This window comes from Citrobacter sp. W9 (genome assembly GCF_026719375.1).
GTDB lineage: Bacteria > Pseudomonadota > Gammaproteobacteria > Enterobacterales > Enterobacteriaceae > Citrobacter > Citrobacter werkmanii.
This window is the reverse complement of record NZ_JAPPTE010000001.1, coordinates 667,866-685,745: the sequence shown is the minus strand read 5'-3', so window position 1 is coordinate 685,745 and position 17,880 is coordinate 667,866. Positions and strand designations below refer to the sequence as shown.

Annotated in this window: 15 protein-coding genes; 9 read left to right on the top strand and 6 right to left on the bottom strand. The window is 54.5% G+C overall.

The window, feature by feature from the left end:
- Window positions 1-47 precede the first annotated feature (47 nt).
- The 4 genes from ybiB to OOJ59_RS03180 form a co-directional block, all read right to left on the bottom strand.
- Window positions 48-1,016: a DNA-binding protein YbiB gene (gene ybiB, locus OOJ59_RS03195; protein ID WP_160955536.1), complete on the bottom strand. Its 969-nt coding sequence runs from the start codon at window positions 1,014-1,016 to the stop codon at window positions 48-50.
- 28 nt (window positions 1,017-1,044) lie between these two features.
- A complete protein-coding gene (gene dinG / locus OOJ59_RS03190; RefSeq protein ID WP_110498536.1) occupies window positions 1,045-3,195 on the bottom strand; it encodes an ATP-dependent DNA helicase DinG in 2,151 nt (716 codons plus the stop codon).
- A 177-nt stretch (window positions 3,196-3,372) separates the two neighbouring features.
- Window positions 3,373-4,794, bottom strand: a complete 1,422-nt coding sequence (locus OOJ59_RS03185; protein WP_160955535.1) for a DASS family sodium-coupled anion symporter — start codon at window positions 4,792-4,794, stop codon at window positions 3,373-3,375.
- Between the two features lie 33 nt (window positions 4,795-4,827).
- Window positions 4,828-6,180, bottom strand: coding sequence for a class-II fumarase/aspartase family protein (locus OOJ59_RS03180; protein WP_160955534.1), 1,353 nt, complete (start codon window positions 6,178-6,180; stop codon window positions 4,828-4,830).
- Between the two features lie 202 nt (window positions 6,181-6,382).
- Here OOJ59_RS03180 and OOJ59_RS03175 point away from each other — a divergent pair, with 202 nt between their 5' ends.
- On the top strand, window positions 6,383-7,117 hold the full coding sequence (locus tag OOJ59_RS03175; protein WP_079224891.1) for a GntR family transcriptional regulator: 735 nt from the start codon (window positions 6,383-6,385) through the stop codon (window positions 7,115-7,117).
- A gap of 67 nt (window positions 7,118-7,184) precedes the next feature.
- On the opposite strand, the gene rhlE is transcribed toward OOJ59_RS03175, so the two are convergent.
- Window positions 7,185-8,525, bottom strand: coding sequence for an ATP-dependent RNA helicase RhlE (gene rhlE / locus OOJ59_RS03170; protein WP_038639094.1), 1,341 nt, complete (start codon window positions 8,523-8,525; stop codon window positions 7,185-7,187).
- A gap of 221 nt (window positions 8,526-8,746) precedes the next feature.
- Between rhlE and cecR the strand changes: the two genes are divergently transcribed.
- From cecR to OOJ59_RS03145, 5 genes are read left to right on the top strand one after another with little or no spacing between them, the layout of a single operon-like run.
- A complete protein-coding gene (gene cecR / locus OOJ59_RS03165) occupies window positions 8,747-9,424 on the top strand; it encodes a transcriptional regulator CecR (RefSeq protein ID WP_061381910.1) in 678 nt (225 codons plus the stop codon).
- Window positions 9,421-10,416, top strand: coding sequence for a secretion protein HlyD (hlyD, locus tag OOJ59_RS03160; protein ID WP_069323206.1), 996 nt, complete (start codon window positions 9,421-9,423; stop codon window positions 10,414-10,416). Before cecR ends, hlyD begins: the two co-directional genes overlap by 4 nt.
- Window positions 10,409-12,145, top strand: coding sequence for an ATP-binding cassette domain-containing protein (locus OOJ59_RS03155; RefSeq protein ID WP_137350994.1), 1,737 nt, complete (start codon window positions 10,409-10,411; stop codon window positions 12,143-12,145). The genes hlyD and OOJ59_RS03155 overlap by 8 nt, the downstream gene beginning before the upstream one ends.
- Entirely contained in the window at window positions 12,138-13,271 is a 1,134-nt protein-coding gene (locus OOJ59_RS03150; RefSeq protein WP_160955533.1) for an ABC transporter permease, read from the top strand. Before OOJ59_RS03155 ends, OOJ59_RS03150 begins: the two co-directional genes overlap by 8 nt.
- A 10-nt stretch (window positions 13,272-13,281) precedes the next feature.
- Complete coding sequence (locus OOJ59_RS03145) at window positions 13,282-14,388, top strand: ABC transporter permease (RefSeq protein WP_003831543.1); 1,107 nt, start codon at window positions 13,282-13,284, stop codon at window positions 14,386-14,388.
- Here the strand turns inward: OOJ59_RS03145 and OOJ59_RS03140 are convergent.
- The gene (locus tag OOJ59_RS03140) at window positions 14,350-14,760 is read right to left on the bottom strand and encodes a YbhQ family protein (RefSeq protein ID WP_160955532.1); all 411 of its coding nucleotides are present in this window, start codon (window positions 14,758-14,760) and stop codon (window positions 14,350-14,352) included. The two genes, OOJ59_RS03145 and OOJ59_RS03140, sit on opposite strands and share 39 nt — an antisense overlap.
- Before the next feature lie 132 nt (window positions 14,761-14,892).
- Between OOJ59_RS03140 and OOJ59_RS03135 the strand changes: the two genes are divergently transcribed.
- The 3 genes from OOJ59_RS03135 to OOJ59_RS03125 are packed head-to-tail and all read left to right on the top strand — an operon-like array spanning window position 14,893 to window position 17,854.
- Window positions 14,893-15,654 (top strand): endonuclease/exonuclease/phosphatase family protein, encoded by a 762-nt coding sequence (locus OOJ59_RS03135; protein WP_069323204.1) that lies wholly within the window; start codon window positions 14,893-14,895, stop codon window positions 15,652-15,654.
- The gene (gene clsB, locus OOJ59_RS03130; protein ID WP_137350995.1) at window positions 15,651-16,892 is read left to right on the top strand and encodes a cardiolipin synthase ClsB; all 1,242 of its coding nucleotides are present in this window, start codon (window positions 15,651-15,653) and stop codon (window positions 16,890-16,892) included. Before OOJ59_RS03135 ends, clsB begins: the two co-directional genes overlap by 4 nt.
- Entirely contained in the window at window positions 16,892-17,854 is a 963-nt protein-coding gene (locus tag OOJ59_RS03125; RefSeq protein ID WP_038639070.1) for a lysylphosphatidylglycerol synthase domain-containing protein, read from the top strand. Before clsB ends, OOJ59_RS03125 begins: the two co-directional genes overlap by 1 nt.
- The last annotated feature ends 26 nt before the right edge of the window (window positions 17,855-17,880 follow it).

Genomic DNA, 17,880 nt, shown 5'->3' with positions numbered 1-17,880 from the left:
ATGAACCGACAGGCCTGGTAAATGACCTGTCGGGGGGAACAAGAAAATTAGAAGCTTTGCCCGACGCGAGCAAGGCCTTCAGCCAGCGAGGAAGATTCGCCGGTTGCGACCAGGCAGCAGGCCATCTGAATTTTCAACGAGGCCGGAACAGGCTCGCTACCGGCCAGACAACGTTCAATCCAGCGCGCGGTAGTTTCCGGATCTTTTGCCACTGGCAGCGGTACCGGCTCGTCGGGCATCTCACTCTGACGCTCCTGCAACACTCGCACAGCGGATGAATCGATCAGGCTTATCTGCGGACAGCGCTGCGGGTTGGCATACACCTCGCCTTCTGTACCTTGCATCAACAGGCCACGGCCACCGATGTCGCTAAAGAATTTCGCCACGCGCGATACATATTCCGGATGCGACACGCTGGCAAGACGCAGCGCGGCATCTTCAGCAAACGGCGTGGCGAGTTTAGCCAGCGTATGCGCGCTGTTACGCACGCCCATTCTCCAGCGCATCGCCAGCTGTTTCTCCAGCGGAGGACACAGCGCGCTCACCGGGATAAACACCGGCTCATGACCATCGAGTTTTGCCTGTGCCTGCCCCGCATGCCGCGTTGGCGTAATGCCCATCAGTTCGAAAATGGTTTCTGTCAGCACGCGGGTTGGATCTTCACTGACGCCGTGCACCACTACCGGAAAGCCCAGCTTGTGCAGTAAAATTGCCAGCAACGGAGTCAGATTCGCCTGCTTGCGTGCGCCATTATAGCTGGGAATAACAATGGGCATGGGTTTAGCAACCGGCGGCGTCAAGCGAATAGTATGGTTCTGCATCGCTTCGTAAAAGCCCAGCATCTCCGCTTCACCCTCGCCTTTAATACGTAGCGCAATCAGTACGCCGCCCATCTCAAGCTCCGGTACATCGCCGTTCAGCATATGGGTATACAGTCCGCGAGCAGTATCCTTATCCAGGTCACGCGCGTGATTTTTCCCTCGCCCAATCTCTTTGATGATTTTGCGGTAATCCATCGATAACTCCTTGCTGTTGCTCACATCGTTAACGCCTGCGGCGGCGCGTGGGTTTCGCTTTTTCTTTTGGTTTTACTATAACGTCTGGCACAGCAGGTTGCTCTATCGGAAATATGGGTAACGCATTCAGTAAACGCTTGCCGTAGTTTTTGGTCAATAAACGCTTGTCATAAATAACGACTTCCCCCCAGCAGCCGTGGCTACGGATGAGTCGCCCGACCTGCTGGATTAAATTAAACGATGCGGCCGGTAAACTCTGTACTTCGAAAGGATAACGATTCAGGCTTTTCAGCCACTCACCCTCGGTGATCACTACCGGGCTGTCGATTGGCGGAAAGGCGATTTTATGAATATGCACCTGCGTCAGCAGGTCGCCTTTCAAATCCAGACCTTCGGCAAAAGATTGCAGACCCACCAGCACGCTACGCTCACCGTTTTGTACCCGTTTGCGGTGTAGCTCCACCAGACGATAGCGCGGCTGATCGCCCTGGACCAGCAACAGCAGACGTAGATCGGCGACGTGCTCAAGAAAACGCTGCATCGCCCGACCGCTGGCAAACAGCACCAGCATGCCCTGATGCTTTTTGCTTTCCAACTGTTCGCGGAAATAGGCAGCCATTTCCGCAATATGCTGCTCTTCGTTCTCTATCAACGGTTCGTAGCGCATCTGAGGAATAACAATTTTGCCTTGCTCAACATGATTAAACGGAGAATCCAGCGCGACGAAGCGGTCACCGGCCTTTTCTTTGAGGCCGCTCATCTCCTGTAGACGCGAAAAGCTGTTGAGCGAGCGCAGCGTGGCGGAGGTAACGATAATATGTGGTACGCTGCGCCACAGCAGTCTTTCCAGTTGATCGCTCACGCGGATCCCCACGCAGTGGAACCAGACGTGGCTCTGCCCGTCACGCACTTCACGCGTCGCCCATTTACTCACCGGAGCGCCTGACGACTGCGCCAGCGAGGCCAGCCGCCACAGCTTGCTTTGCGCTTCGAACATACCCAGCGCCCGGTTCATCTGCAAAATAACCCGATGCAGACGCACAATATCGTGAGTGCCGGTTTTTTCGCTGAGATCGTTGAGGAACAGTTCAGCCAGACCGCGCAGCATTTCTGTGAGCTTCGCCAGGCGCTGACATATCTCCATTACTTCCGCTGGCAGTTCACCCATCGCAAAACGGTGTTCTGCTTCCTGGGTGGCAGGCATATACAGATTAAGAATATTGTTAAGTGAAGAAATCAGTTCATACAGTTCTTCGCAGTGGCCGTTCAGACGCTCGGCATTTGCCAACGGCGGCGTGGTTTTGGGGCGAAACTGCTCAAGGCAGGTAGCCACTAACTTACAAAACAGATCCAACTGCAGTCGATACCAGGGGGCGCTGATTTCCGCACTCATCTCCAGCGCATCGCGCGCAACGTCCGGCAAGTGGTGTCCTTCATCAAGCACCAGCAGCAGGTTTTTCGGCTCCGGCAAAACAGCTTCACTTTCCATGGCGGCCATCACCAGCGCATGGTTGGCCACCACCACTTCGGCTTCCTGAATCTCACGGCGGGCGACAAAAAAAGGACATTCACGATAATAGTGACAATTACGATTCAGACAGCTGGCCTTATCGGTGCTCAGGCGTTGCCAGAGTCCGTCATCAATAGCGATATCCGTGTGATCGCGCAGCCCGTCCCATTTATAGGTGTCGAGGTCGCCTTTCAGCCTGGCGCAGCGCTTTTGCTCTTCCTGGTTATTTGGCGTCAGGTCATCGTCGAGAAAAGCCAGCAGATCCTGCTGATTAGGTTCGGTACTGGCAAGCGCCGCTAAGTTACGCGGGCAGACATAGCGCCCACGACCGAACGCGGCGGTAAAACGCAGGTCAGGAATAATTTTGCGCAGTAACGGCAGATCTTTGCTGTAGATCTGATCCTGCAAGGCGACGTTGGCGGTACTCACCACCAGCGTTTTTTGTTCTTCCCGGGCAATGGCGATTCCCGGAATTAAATAGGACAGGGTTTTCCCCACCCCAGTCGGCGCTTCAATCGCCAGATGCCGCCCTTCTTCCCCGGAGAGCGTTTTCGCAACGTCAGCAATCATCTGCCGCTGCGGTGCGCGGGGGATAAAGTCGGGGATCTGTTCCTGAAGCGCCTTGTACCAGGCGGCAATTTGCGCTTTCAGCGCAGCCGTAAGTGCCATGAGAAAACCTGAAATACTGTATAAACAGCCACTATTGTGGCACATTTCAGGCGCTGGATGTACCTTTTTCCCCCATTCTGGAAAGCGCTTCGCAGCGCGGACTTAAATTGCCGGAAGGCGGCTTACACCCTATTCGGCCTACAGTCAGGTACATTGCAGGCCGAATAAACGCGTCGGCTAATAGTATCCCAGTAACTTCCACCACAGCATGCCCACGGCAAAAATGATAATGACATTTGCCGTCACCACACAGAGGTTGATTTTGTAAAAGCGCGGGCGTTCAAAATAGCCCTGGGCAAAATAGATGGGGCCAGGTCCACCACCGTATTCCGTATTGCCCCACATCAGATTACTGAAGATACCAAAGCAGATCGCCACCATCATCGGCGGTGCGCCAGCAGCGATCGCCGTGGCCGCAAAAGGGGCATACAGCGCAGCGACATGGCCGGTCGCCGTGGCAAAGAGATAGTGGACATAAATATACAGGATCCCCAGCAAAACGAAGGACTCTATCGCGCCAAATCCCTGAATACCGCTGCCCAGTTTTATCGTCATCCATTTAATAAAGCCCAGATCGGCAAGACCGGTCGCCAGGCTAATAATGACGCTAAACCAGATTACCGTGTCCCACGCTGCATGGTCATTGAGCAGGCTTTTCCAACTGACTGCGCCAGAGGCGAAAAGATAAGCGGCCAATCCCAGTCCGACCGAGGTTGCCGATAATCCCGTGATTAAGCTGGTGCCCCAGCCGACCAATGCCAACACAAAGCCAAACGCGACCTTTTTCTCGTTACTGCTCATCGCACCGAGTTCACCGAGCGCCTGCTTACCCATCGCTTTTGCCTCTGGCGTACGTTTAAGCTCAGGATCCAGCAACTTATAGACCAGAAGCGGCATCAAACAGAAACAGACCATCGCAGGAACAACAGCGGAAACAAACCACCCGCCCCAGGTTATCTCGACGCCTAATGAGGATTTAGCCAGACTCGCCACCAGCGGATTTGCCGCCATCCCGGTGAGGAATATCGCCCCGGTAATGGGCGTAAACTGAAAGCACACCATGGTTAAGAAATCACCAATACGCTTGCCGGTTGCTCCCGGAGCCGAACCTAATACGTCATTGATTGAACGAGTGATAGGGAAAATAATCCCTCCGGAACGGGCTGTCACTGACGGCATTGCCGGAGCCATAATCAGATCAGATACCCCCAGCGAATAGGCAATACCCAGACTACTGCCGCCAAATAGCGATAACATTTTATACGCGATACGTTTCCCGAGCCCTGAGGTAACAAACCCCAGAGAAAGAACATAGGCGCAGAAGATGAGCCATACCGTACCGGAAGCAAACCCTGACAGCGCTTTCGCCTCTGGCAAGGTCTTGGTAAAAATCACCACACAAAGCGCAATCAGCATTACCGCCCCCGAAGGGAGCGGTTGGGTAAGAATGGCGGCAATGGTCGCGGCAAAAATAGCAAACATATGCCAGGCCTGAGGCGTCAGACCATCAGGTACGGGATAAAACCAAATTATCCCCCCAATCGCCAGCGGTATCAGGAACGCCAGAATGGATTTTCCCGCGACAGAATTCGTTGACATAAAAATATCCTTATTCCGTTAGCCCGAGAACCTTCATTTCTGCGACATATATTTGGTCAGCACCTGATCGACCATCGCGGGTGCCATTCCCAGGTAATTTGCCGGGTCGGTCAGTTTCTCAATCAACTGCGGATCCAGTCGTTCTGCAACAGATGGCATCGCATTCAGCACATCAGCCAGTCGCCCCCCCTGTTCGTTGACGATACGGCAGGCGTCGTACACAACATCATGCGCATCCTGACGACCGATGTACGGCGCCAGTCCCATCATGACCGCCTCAGCCACAATCAGGCCGTTGGTCATACCGAGGTTACGTTTCATCGCCGCTTCATCGACTATCAGCCCCGCCAGCATAAAATTGGCCTGATGCAACGCCCCTGCGCTGAGAACGAAACTTTCCGGGATAGCAATCCATTCCGCATGCCACGGCCCGGTCGCCCGTTCCAGGTCCTGCACCATCGCATCCAGCATCAGTCCCGCTTGCTGACGCACGCCTTTAGCACAGGCCAGCATCAGTTCGCTGGAGATCGGGTTGCGTTTCTGCGGCATGGTACTGCTGGCGCCACGCCCTTTAACAAACGGCTCATACAGCTCGCCAAACTCATTGGCTGCCAGCAACATTACGTCGTAGGCAATCTTACCCAGCGACCCGGTAATCACCGCTAACAAGTTAACCGCTTCGGCAAAACCATCACGCGCGACGTGCCAGGTGGACGTTGGAACATTCAGTCCAAGCTCTTCCATCATCGCTTTTTGTACCGCCAGCCCTTTATCCCCCAGCGATGCCAGCGTACCAGCTGCACCCGCAAATTCGCCGACCAGAACACGAGGACGCGCCTGGGTAAGACGTTCCGCGTGGCGTTCAAACATATCCAGCCAGATGGCCGCTTTATAACCGAAGGTCACGGGCAAAGCCTGTTGTAAGTGGGTTCTCCCGGCCATTGGCGTATCACGGTAGCGACGTGCGAGGTCTGCGAGCGTCGCACGAAGTTTGTTTATATCGGTCTCAATTAACGTGAACGCATCACGAATTTGTAGGACTACCGCGGTGTCCATAATGTCCTGAGTGGTTGCCCCCCAGTGCACATAGCCGCCGGACTCGCCAGCCTGTTTAGAAATCTGGTGCACCAGCGGTAGGATCGGATACCCCACTATTTCAGTTTCATGGCGCAATAAATCAAAATCGAGCGTGTCGGCATTACATTTCTCGGCAATTTCCTGCGCCGCCGCCTCAGGTATTACGCCACAGCGCGCTTGAGCCTTAGCCAACGCAACTTCCACTTCCACGTATTTGCGCACCAGCTCGCGATCGTCAAACACCGCGCGCATCGCCGGTGTGCCGAAAGAATCCCTGAACAGAACAGAATCAAGTACATTCGAAGCCATAAATCCCCCTGGAAAATCTGATAATGATAAGATGCTTGTTTACGGCGGTTTGTTGGATATTCAAACGCCGCCACAATGTCCAGACATTATCAAATGTCCGTACATTTAAATGTACGGACATTTATAGTATTCATAAGAAATGTAGGGAATAGTCCGTACAAATTTTCGTGATAAAGATCACTAATATTTTGATGAAACTGCGATGAAAGAATCTCTGTACAAGCGAATAGCACGTGAACTGGCACAGCAAATTTCGGTGGGAACCTTTGCCCCCGGCTCGCTGTTTCCTACGGAAATGGAACTGTGCGAAACATGGCAGGTCAGCCGCCACACCATGCGTGAGGCGCTAAGGGAATTAACAGAGCAAGGTTTGATTTCACGGCGTAAAGGCGCAGGCACCCGCGTTTGCGAACCTAAGGCTAACGGCGTCAATCATCCGCTATCGCATCTTGAGGATCTGCTGCTGCTGGCCAGGAACAATCTGCGCGTCATCAAGAAAATCGATGAGATTGTGGCGGACATAGAGTTGTCCCAGTTGATTGGCTGCCCGCCAGGTTCCCGATGGCTGCACATTGCCAGTACCCGTGAAGATGCGCAAAACCCGGACGCGCCAATTTGCTGGACCGACAGTTACGCCAGCACGGACTACGCCAAGCTGCGCACGTACATCCGCGATGATCCGCACTCGTTAATTAGCGATCTGATCGAAGCGCACTACGGTATTAAAAGTCATGAAGTTCACCAGACGATTACGGCAGTTGGCGTGCCTAAGAAGATGGCAAAAATCCTTAACGTAGCACCTGATTCTCCGGCGATGAGAATTGTGCGCCGCTATCTGGACAGGGAAGGAAAAGTTTTTGAAACGACGATTTCTGTTCACCCGGCAGGACGCTATACCTGCTCAATCGTGCTGAAATCGCAAAGCTCAGGGGAATGATTGACCTGGCCGGCCTACACAATGTGTAGACCGGATAGCATGTTTATACTGTCATACAGCAGGTGAATTACTGTGCTGAAGACGGTCTGCGCGGACGGCGCGGTGGACGAGGTTTATCGCCTGCCGGTTTGCCTTCGCCGCTACGCGGTTTCCCTTTCGGCGCGCCGCCATCCTGACGACGCGGCTGCTGGCCACGTCCTGCTCCGCCCTGGCCGCGACCGCCGCCACGCTGCTGGCGACCGTTCTGAATCGGCTCAGCTTTGATAGACGGGTCTGGCTCGTAGCCTGGCGTTGCAATACGCGGGATCTCTTTTTTCAGCAGCTTCTCGATATCACGCAACAGTTTGTGTTCATCGACGCACACCAGAGACAACGCTTCGCCGGTGGCGGCGGCGCGGCCGGTACGACCAATACGGTGCACGTAATCTTCCGGGACGTTTGGCAACTCGTAGTTCACCACGTGCGGCAGTTCTTCAATATCCAGCCCGCGCGCGGCAATATCGGTCGCCACCAGCACGCGAATATCACCGGATTTAAAATCAGCCAGCGCACGCGTACGCGCGCCCTGAGATTTGTTACCGTGGATCGCCGCGCTGCGAATGCCGTCTTTATTCAGTTGTTCCGCCAGATGGTTCGCACCATGTTTGGTACGGGTAAACACCAGCACCTGCTGCCAGTTGCCCTGACCAATCATCTGCGAAAGTAGTTCGCGTTTGCGTTTTTTATCCACGAAATGCACATGCTGAGTCACCTGCTCGGACGCGGTATTACGACGCGCCACTTCAATTTCCAGCGGGTTGTGCAGCAGCTTTTCGGCCAGCGATTTAATATCGTCAGAGAACGTTGCCGAGAACAGCAGGTTCTGGCGTTTTGCCGGCAGTTTCGCCAGAACGCGACGAATGTCATGAATAAAGCCCATATCCAGCATGCGGTCAGCTTCATCCAGCACCAGGATCTCAACCTGATCCAGTTTCACCGCATTCTGGTGTTCCAGATCGAGCAAACGACCCGGGGTGGCAATCAGCACATCTACGCCGCCCCGCAGCTTCATCATCTGTGGGTTAATGCTGACACCGCCGAAAACCACCAGCGAGCGAATATTGAGATACTTACTGTAATCACGTACGTTTTCGCCAATCTGGGCCGCCAGCTCGCGAGTCGGCGTGAGGATCAGCGCACGAACCGGACGACGGCTTTTACCATGCGGCTGATGAGTCACAAGATGCTGCAACAACGGCAGGGTAAAACCTGCTGTTTTCCCCGTACCGGTCTGGGCGCTGGCCATCAGATCGCGGCCTTCCAGCACGGCGGGGATCGCCTGCTGCTGAATAGGGGTAGGTTCACGGTAACCCTGCTCGGCAACGGCACGTAAAATCTCAGGGTTCAAACCAAGGGAATCAAAAGACATAACAACTCCGAACCGCCCTGACCGTTACCGGTGTCGTTTTCAGGGAGATACACACAATAGAGATGACAAAAACCACAATGTCATGAAGGGGCGGAGTGTAGCAGTTTTTGTGATGTACCGCATAAATTATCCCTTCATCGGAAAATAACCTCGCGGACTGGACAAGGTGGCATATCAGTCATAATCTTAATCAATCGATTGATTAAGATCAGAGCCGCGCAATGAATACACCCACCATGACAACCAAAGGCGAACAAGCGAAAAACCAGCTCATTGCCGCCGCGCTGGCGCAGTTTGGCGAGTATGGTCTGCACGCCACAACGCGCGATATCGCCGCGCAGGCCGGACAAAACATTGCGGCCATCACCTACTATTTTGGCTCAAAAGAGGATTTATACCTCGCCTGCGCCCAGTGGATTGCCGATTTTATTGGCTCACAGTTTCGCCCGCATGCGGAAGAAGCCGAGCGTCTGTTTGCTCAGCCGGAGCCCGATCGTGGCGCGATGCGCGAACTTATCCTGCGCGCCTGTAAAAATATGATCATGCTGTTAACCCAGGACGACACCGTTAACCTGAGCAAATTTATCTCACGTGAACAGCTTTCACCCACCGCGGCTTATCAACTGGTGCACGACCAGGTTATCAATCCGCTGCATACCCACCTGACGCGCCTGATTGCTGCCTATACTGGTCGCGATGCCAACGACACCCAAATGATTCTGCACACCCACGCCATACTCGGCGAGGTGCTGGCCTTTCGTCTGGGGAAAGAAACTATTCTGTTGCGTACGGGCTGGTCACAATTTGATGAGGATAAAACCGCGCTGATTGAGCACACCGTTACCTGTCACATCGATCTTATTCTGCAAGGTTTAACGCAAAGGAGTCTGGAGTCATGAAAAAACCTGTCGTTCTCGGGCTGGTTATCGCGGCCCTCGTTGCCGTGATTGCTGGTGGAACGTGGTGGTATCAAAGTCGGCAAGATAACGGTCTGACGCTCTACGGCAACGTCGATATCCGTAGCGTCAATCTGAGTTTTCGCGTCGGCGGCAGGCTGGCCTCTCTGGCGGTTGACGAAGGCGACGCCATTACCGCCGGCCAGGTGCTGGGCGAACTGGACCACGCGCCGTATGAAAACGCGCTAATGCAGGCAAAAGCGAATGTTGCCGCCGCCCAGGCACAGTACGATCTGATGCTGGCCGGTTATCGTGAAGAAGAGATTGCGCAAACCGCAGCGGCGGTCAAACAGGCGCAGGCCGCCTATGATTATGCGCAAAACTTTTACAATCGCCAGGTAGGACTGTGGAAAAGCCGCACCATTTCCGCTAACGATCTGGAAAACGCCCGTTCATCACGTGACCAGGCGCTGGCCTCACTGAAATCCGCGCAGGATAAACTCGCCCAGTATCGCAGCGGTAATCGTGTGCAGGATATTGAGCAGGCGAAAGCCACGCTCGAACAAGCACAAGCTGAGCTGGCGCAGGCTGAACTGAATTTGCATGACACCACGTTAACCTCTCCGTCTGACGGCACGATTCTCACCCGGGCGGTTGAACCGGGTAGTATGCTGAACGAAGGCGGCACGGTACTGACGCTATCACTCACGCGTCCGGTCTGGATTCGCGCCTACGTTGACGAACGCAATCTGAGCCAGGCGCAGCCAGGACGCGAAATCCTGCTTTACACCGATGGCCGCCCGGACAAGCCTTATCACGGTAAAATTGGCTTCGTGTCGCCCACCGCCGAGTTTACCCCGAAAACGGTCGAGACCCCTGACCTGCGCACCGACCTGGTTTATCGTCTGCGCATTGTGGTGACCGACGCAGACGATGCGCTGCGCCAGGGGATGCCGGTAACAATAAAGTTTGGCGATGAGGCACGGCATGACTGACGCCGTCATTACGCTGAATGGGTTGACGAAAAACTTTGCCGGAATGGAAAAACCGGCCGTCGCCCCGCTCGACTGTACCGTTCATGCCGGCTACGTGACAGGGCTTGTCGGGCCGGACGGCGCGGGCAAAACCACGCTGATGCGCATACTGGCGGGTTTGTTAAAACCCGACGCCGGAAGTGCTGCGGTAATTGGCTTTGATCCCATCAAAGACGACAGCGCCCTGCACGCCGTGCTGGGGTATATGCCGCAGAAATTTGGCCTGTACGAAGATTTGACGGTCATGGAGAACCTCAATCTCTATGCCGATTTGCGCAGCGTCACCGGCGACGTGCGAGAAAAAACCTTTGCCCGGTTACTGGAATTTACCTCGCTGGGTCCGTTTACCGGACGACTGGCAGGCAAGCTTTCCGGAGGCATGAAACAGAAGCTCGGGCTTGCCTGTACGCTGGTGGGCGAGCCCAAAGTGTTGCTGCTGGATGAGCCCGGCGTGGGCGTCGACCCGATATCCCGCCGCGAGTTGTGGCAAATGGTCCATGAACTGGCGGGCGACGGGATGCTGATCCTCTGGAGTACCTCCTATCTGGATGAAGCCGAACAGTGTCGTGATGTGCTACTGATGAACGAAGGCGAATTGCTGTATCAGGGCGATCCGACCCAGCTTACGCAGACGATGGCCGGACGCAGTTTTTTAATGAGCAGCCCGCAGGAAAATAACCGCCGACTGTTGCAACGCGTGTTAAAACTGCCGCAGGTCAGCGACGGGATGATTCAGGGGAAATCCGTCCGTTTGATCCTGAAAAAAGAGGCCACGGCCCAGCAGATTCAAGACGCGAACGGTATGCCGGAGATAACCATCAACGAAACCGCTCCCCGTTTCGAGGATGCTTTTATCGATCTACTCGGCGGTGCCGGAACATCAGAGTCACCGCTGGGCGCCATCCTGCATACCGTGGAAGGCACGCCTGGCGAAACGGTGATCGAAGCCAAAGCGTTGACCAAAAAGTTTGGCGATTTTGCCGCTACCGACCATGTAGATTTTGCCGTGCAGCGCGGCGAGATTTTTGGCCTGTTAGGCCCCAACGGCGCCGGGAAATCCACCACCTTTAAAATGATGTGCGGTCTGCTGGTTCCTACCTCCGGCAAAGCGCTGGTGCTGGATATGGATCTCAAGGTTAGCTCCGGCAAAGCGCGTCAGCATCTGGGCTATATGGCGCAGAAATTCTCCCTGTACGGCAACCTGACGGTTGAACAGAATCTGCGTTTTTTCTCCGGCGTCTACGGCCTGCGCGGTCGGACGCAGAAAGAGAAGATCGATCGCATGAGTGAGGCATTTGGCCTGAAAAGCATCGCCTCCCACGCTACCGACGAGCTACCGCTGGGCTTTAAACAACGTCTGGCGCTGGCCTGCTCGCTGATGCATGAGCCAGATATCCTGTTTCTCGATGAACCCACTTCCGGGGTTGACCCCCTTACCCGTCGAGAATTCTGGTTGCATATCAACAGCATGGTGGAAAAAGGCGTCACGGTAATGGTGACGACCCACTTTATGGATGAGGCGGAATATTGCGATCGCATCGGACTGGTTTATCGCGGCAAACTGATCGCCAGCGGCACGCCGGACGACCTGAAAGCAAAGGCTGCCGATAACGACACGCCGGACCCCACCATGGAGCAGGCGTTTATTACGCTCATCAATGACTGGGATAAGGAGCATACGCATGAGTAACTCCGCGCTCTCATGGCGACGCGTACGCGCGCTGTGCGTAAAAGAGACGCGCCAGATCGTCCGCGATCCCAGCAGTTGGCTGATTGCGGTGGTGATCCCGTTGTTGCTGCTGTTTATCTTCGGCTACGGGATCAACCTCGACTCCAGCAAGCTGCGAGTGGGAATTTTGCTCGAACAGCAGAGCGAAGAGGCGCTGGATTTCACCCACACCATGACCGGTTCGCCGTACATTGACGCCACCATCAGCGATAACCGTCAGGAATTGATTGAGAAAATGCAGGCCGGGCGCATTCGCGGGCTGGTGGTGATCCCGGTAGATTTTGCCCAACAAATGGCGCGACCTGGAGACACAGCCCCTATTCAGGTGATCACTGACGGCAGCGAACCGAATACCGCCAACTTTGTGCAGGGTTATGTCGAAGGCATCTGGCAAATTTGGCAGCAACAGCGGGCTGAGGATCGCGGGGAATCATTTAAGCCGTTAATCGATGTGCAGACCCGCTACTGGTTTAACCCGGCGGCTATCAGCCAGCACTTTATAATTCCCGGGGCGGTAACCATCATCATGACGGTGATTGGCGCGATCCTCACCTCGTTAGTGGTGGCGCGTGAATGGGAGCGCGGCACCATGGAAGCGCTGTTGTCTACCGAAGTTACCCGCGTCGAGCTGCTGCTGTGCAAACTGGTCCCCTATTACTTTTTAGGCATGCTGGCGATGCTGCTGTGTATGCTGGTGTCGGTGTTTATTCTTGGCGTGCCCTATCGCGGCTCGTTGCTAATCCTGTTTTTTATCACCAGCCTGTTCCTGCTCAGTACGCTCGGCATGGGCCTGCTTATCTCCACCATCACCCGTAATCAGTTTAACGCCGCGCAGGTTGCGCTGAACGCCGCTTTCCTGCCCTCGATTATGTTGTCGGGGTTTATCTTCCAGATAGACAGCATGCCGGCGATTATCCGCGCGGTGACTTACATTATTCCGGCGCGCTATTTCGTCAGCACCCTGCAAAGCCTTTTTTTGGCGGGCAACATTCCGGTGGTGCTGATTATCAACGTGCTGTTTTTAATCGCTTCGGCGGTAATGTTTATTGGCCTGACGTGGCTTAAAACCAAACGTCGGCTGGATTAAGGGGACGGGCATGTTTCATCGCTTATGGACATTAATTCGTAAAGAGCTGCAATCGCTATTACGCGAGCCGCAGACGCGAGCCATTCTGATTTTACCGGTGCTGATTCAGGTCATTCTGTTCCCGTTCGCCGCGACGCTGGAAGTGACCAACGCCACTATCGCTATCTATAACGAAGACAATGGCAAACACTCGGTGGAGCTTACCCAGCGCTTCGCCCGCGCCAGCGCCTTTACGCATGTCCTGTTACTGAAAAGCCCACAGGAGATCCAGCCCACCATCGACACGCAAAAAGCGCTGCTGCTGGTGCGCTTCCCGGCCAATTTTTCGCGGAATCTGGATACCTTCCAGCAAGCGCCCATGCAAATTATCCTCGATGGACGTAACTCGAACAGCGCGCAAATTGCCGCCAATTACCTGCAGCAGATCGTGAAGGAGTACCAGCAGGAGCTGATGGACGGTAAGCCAAAACCGAACAACAGCGAACTGGTGGTGCGTAACTGGTATAACCCGAATCTGGACTACAAATGGTTCGTGGTTCCGTCGCTGATCGCCATGATCACCACCATCGGCGTGATGATCGTCACCTCGCTGTCGGTGGCCCGCGAGCGCGAACAGGGCACGCTCGATCAACTGCTGGTCTCCCCGCTCACCACCTGGCAGATTTTCATCGGCAAGGCAGTGCCCGCGCTGATTGTGGCCACTTTTCAGGCCACCATTGTGCTGGCGATCGGCATCTGGGCTTATCACATTCCGTTTGCCGGTTCACTGGGACTGTTCTATTTCACGATGGTGATTTATGGGCTGTCGCTGGTCGGTTTTGGTCTGCTGATTTCATCGCTGTGCGCCACCCAGCAGCAGGCGTTTATCGGCGTATTTGTCTTCATGATGCCGGCGATATTACTCTCAGGCTACGTCTCGCCTGTCGAAAACATGCCGGTATGGTTGCAGAATCTGACGTGGATAAACCCGATCCGCCATTTTACGGACATCACGAAACAGATTTACCTGAAGGATGCGAGTCTGAAGATTGTCTGGGGAAGTTTGTGGCCGCTGTTGGTGATCGCGGCCACAACCGGCTCAGCGGCGTATGCGATGTTTCGACGCAAGGTGATGTAGCTTTTTGTCTTTCGCCAGCAGCGACACCACGGCGGGTCCGGCAAGGATCACCAGCCCCGCCAGAGCCAGCAAGATGTTGTTTTGCAGCACGCGCGACAACAGCCACAGTACAATCATCGCGGCACCGAAATACCACGTCGTAGTGAGTTCTTCCAGCACATCCGCCACGTCGCGCCAGCGCTGTTCATGGTGACGTTGTAAGGCCAGCATTAATAAAACCGTTACGCCGTAAACGACGCATAATCCCAGGCCGACGTGCACCAGCGTGCCGCTCATCCAGCCCATTACCAGCAATGCCACTACCAGTAAATGCAACACAATCTGCCAGCAACTTAGACCCGTTGCGACACGAACACGTTGTTGCCACCTCATGGCTTTTCTCCTGAAGGATTTTCGACTAATTGTTCAGAGTACCGGACTTTACGGAAAATTCCGCAACACCGCATCTTTTTGTGACGACGACTACACTATTTTAATCAGGAAAGTGATGCCAACGGGAGAATCATGGCCAGACAAACAGAACGGTTTTCATTCAATGTGCTCACCATTAATACTCATAAAGGATTTACCGCCTTCAATCGGCGTTTTATTTTGCCTGAGCTGCGAGAGGCCGTCAGAACGGTCGGTGCGGATATTGTGTGCCTGCAAGAGGTCATGGGCGCGCACGAGGTTCATCCTCTGCATGTGGAAAACTGGCCGGACACCACGCACTACGAATTTCTGGCGGATACCATGTGGAGCGACTTCGCTTATGGACGTAACGCCGTGTATCCGCAGGGGCATCACGGTAACGCTGTGCTGTCGCGCTATCCTATTGAACATTATGAAAATCGCGATGTGTCGGTCGGCGCGAGTGAAAAACGCGGGGTCCTGTACTGCCGCATCGTGCCGCCGATGCTCTCCCACCCGGTTCACGTGATGTGTGTCCATCTCGGTTTGCGTGAAGCCCACCGTCAGGCCCAACTCGCTATGCTGGCAGAGTGGGTGAATGCCTTACCTGAGGGTGAGCCCGTCGTGGTCGCCGGTGATTTCAACGATTGGCGACAAAAAGCTAATCATCCGTTGAAAGCCAATGCCGATCTTGACGAGATCTTTACCCGCGCCCACGGTCGTCCGGCGCGGACGTTTCCGGTGCAGTTTCCCCTGCTGCGTCTCGACAGGATCTATGTGAAAAACGCGAATGCCAGTACCCCAACGACGCTGGCGCTGCGTCACTGGCGACATTTGTCCGATCATGCCCCTCTGAGTGCGGAGATTCATTTATGAAATTTGGCTGGCGTGAAGGCAATCAAATTCAACTGCTGGAAAACGGCGATCAGTACTACCCCGCCGTGTTTGGCGCCATTGAACAGGCGCAGCAAAAAATTATCCTCGAGACCTTCATCTGGTTTGAAGATGCGGTCGGAAAACAGCTGCATGCCGCGCTGCTGAGTGCAGCACGTCGCGGTGTTAAAGCAGAAGTGCTGCTGGATGGCTATGGCTCGCCGGACCTCAGCGACAGCTTCGTTAATGAGCTAACCGCAGCCGGCATTGTTTTCCGCTATTACGATCCGCGCCCGCGTCTGTTCGGCATGCGCACCAATCTCTTTCGCCGTATGCATCGCAAAATTGTGGTCATTGATGACCGTGTCGCTTTCGTCGGCGGCATCAATTATTCCGCTGAACATATGTCTGATTACGGCCCTGAGGCCAAGCAGGATTACGCCGTGCGCGTTGAAGGTCCCATCGTGGCCGACATCCTGACATTCGTGCTGGAAAACTTGCCGGGTCAGAGCGCCGTACGCCGCTGGTGGCGACGTCATCATCGCGCAGTCGAAAATCATCGGCCTGGCGAAGCGCAGGTACTATTTGTCTGGCGCGACAACGAAGAACATCGCGATGATATTGAACGTCATTATTTGAAAATGCTTACCCAGGCCAGACGGGAAGTGATCATTGCCAATGCCTACTTCTTTCCCGGCTATCGCTTTCTGCATGCCCTGCGTAAAGCGGCCCGACGCGGCGTTCGGGTAAAACTCATCGTGCAGGGTGAACCGGATATGCCGATTGTGAAAGTGGGCGCCCGCCTGCTGTATAACTATCTGGTTAAAGGCGGCGTCCATGTCTATGAATATCGCCGTAAACCTCTGCATGGCAAGGTAGCGCTGATGGACGATCATTGGGCGACGGTAGGCTCCAGCAATCTTGACCCGCTCAGCCTGTCGCTGAATCTGGAAGCGAATCTCATTATTCATGACCGTGCGTTTAACCAGACTCTGCGCGACAACCTGAACCCGATTATTGCGCAGGACTGCAAGCGGGTTGATGAATCCATGCTGCCCAAACGCACCTGGTGGAACCTGACCAAAAGCGTGCTGGCGTTCCACTTTTTACGCCATTTCCCGGCGCTGGTCGGCTGGCTTCCCGCACATACACCACATCTGACCGAGGTAGAACCGCCCGCACAGCCTGCCATGGAAACGCAGGATCGCATTCAAACTGAGGATGTCGGAGGAAAATCCTGATGGCCAAAGCACATCCGCGCTGGCGGTTAGCGAAAAAAATACTCACGTGGCTATTTTTCATTGCCGTCATCGTGTTGCTGGTCATTTATGCCAGCAAGGTCAATTGGGAAGAGGTCTGGACGGTAATCCGGGATTACAATCGGACTGCCCTGCTCAGCGCCGTGGGGCTGGTAATCGTCAGTTATTTACTCTACGGCTGCTATGACCTGCTCGGCCGACATTACTGTGGGCACAAGCTGGCAAAACGCCAGGTCATGCTGGTGTCGTTTATCTGTTACGCCTTCAACCTGACATTGAGCACCTGGGTGGGCGGCATTGGGATGCGTTATCGACTCTACTCGCGCCTCGGGTTGCCGGGGAGCACTATTACGCGGATTTTTTCACTGAGTATTACCACCAACTGGCTGGGCTATATTCTGCTGGGCGGCTTTATTTTTACCTTTGGCGTGGTCGAGCTGCCCGCGCATTGGTATATCGATGAAGGTACGCTGCGCATTTTAGGCATTGCGCTACTGCTGATTATTGTCGTTTATCTGTGGTTTTGCGCCTTCGCGAAACATCGCCACATCACCATCAGGGGCCAAAAGCTGGTGCTGCCTTCCTGGAAATTTGCCATCGCGCAAATGGTGATATCCAGTACCAACTGGATGGTGATGGGAGCCATTATCTGGCTGTTGCTGGGTCAGGATATCAACTATTTCTTCGTGCTGGGCGTGCTACTGGTGAGCAGTATTGCCGGGGTTATCGTACATATTCCGGCGGGGATCGGTGTGCTGGAGGCGGTTTTTATGGCGTTGCTGGCGGGAGAAGATACTTCTCAAGGCAAGATTATCGCCGCCCTGCTTGCGTATCGCGTCCTCTATTATTTTATTCCGCTGCTGCTGGCGCTTATTTGCTACCTGTTGCTGGAAAGTCGGGCGAAAAAGCTGCGGGCGAAAAACGAGAAGGCAATGGCGAAATGATGGTGTATATAGTGCCGGATGCGGCG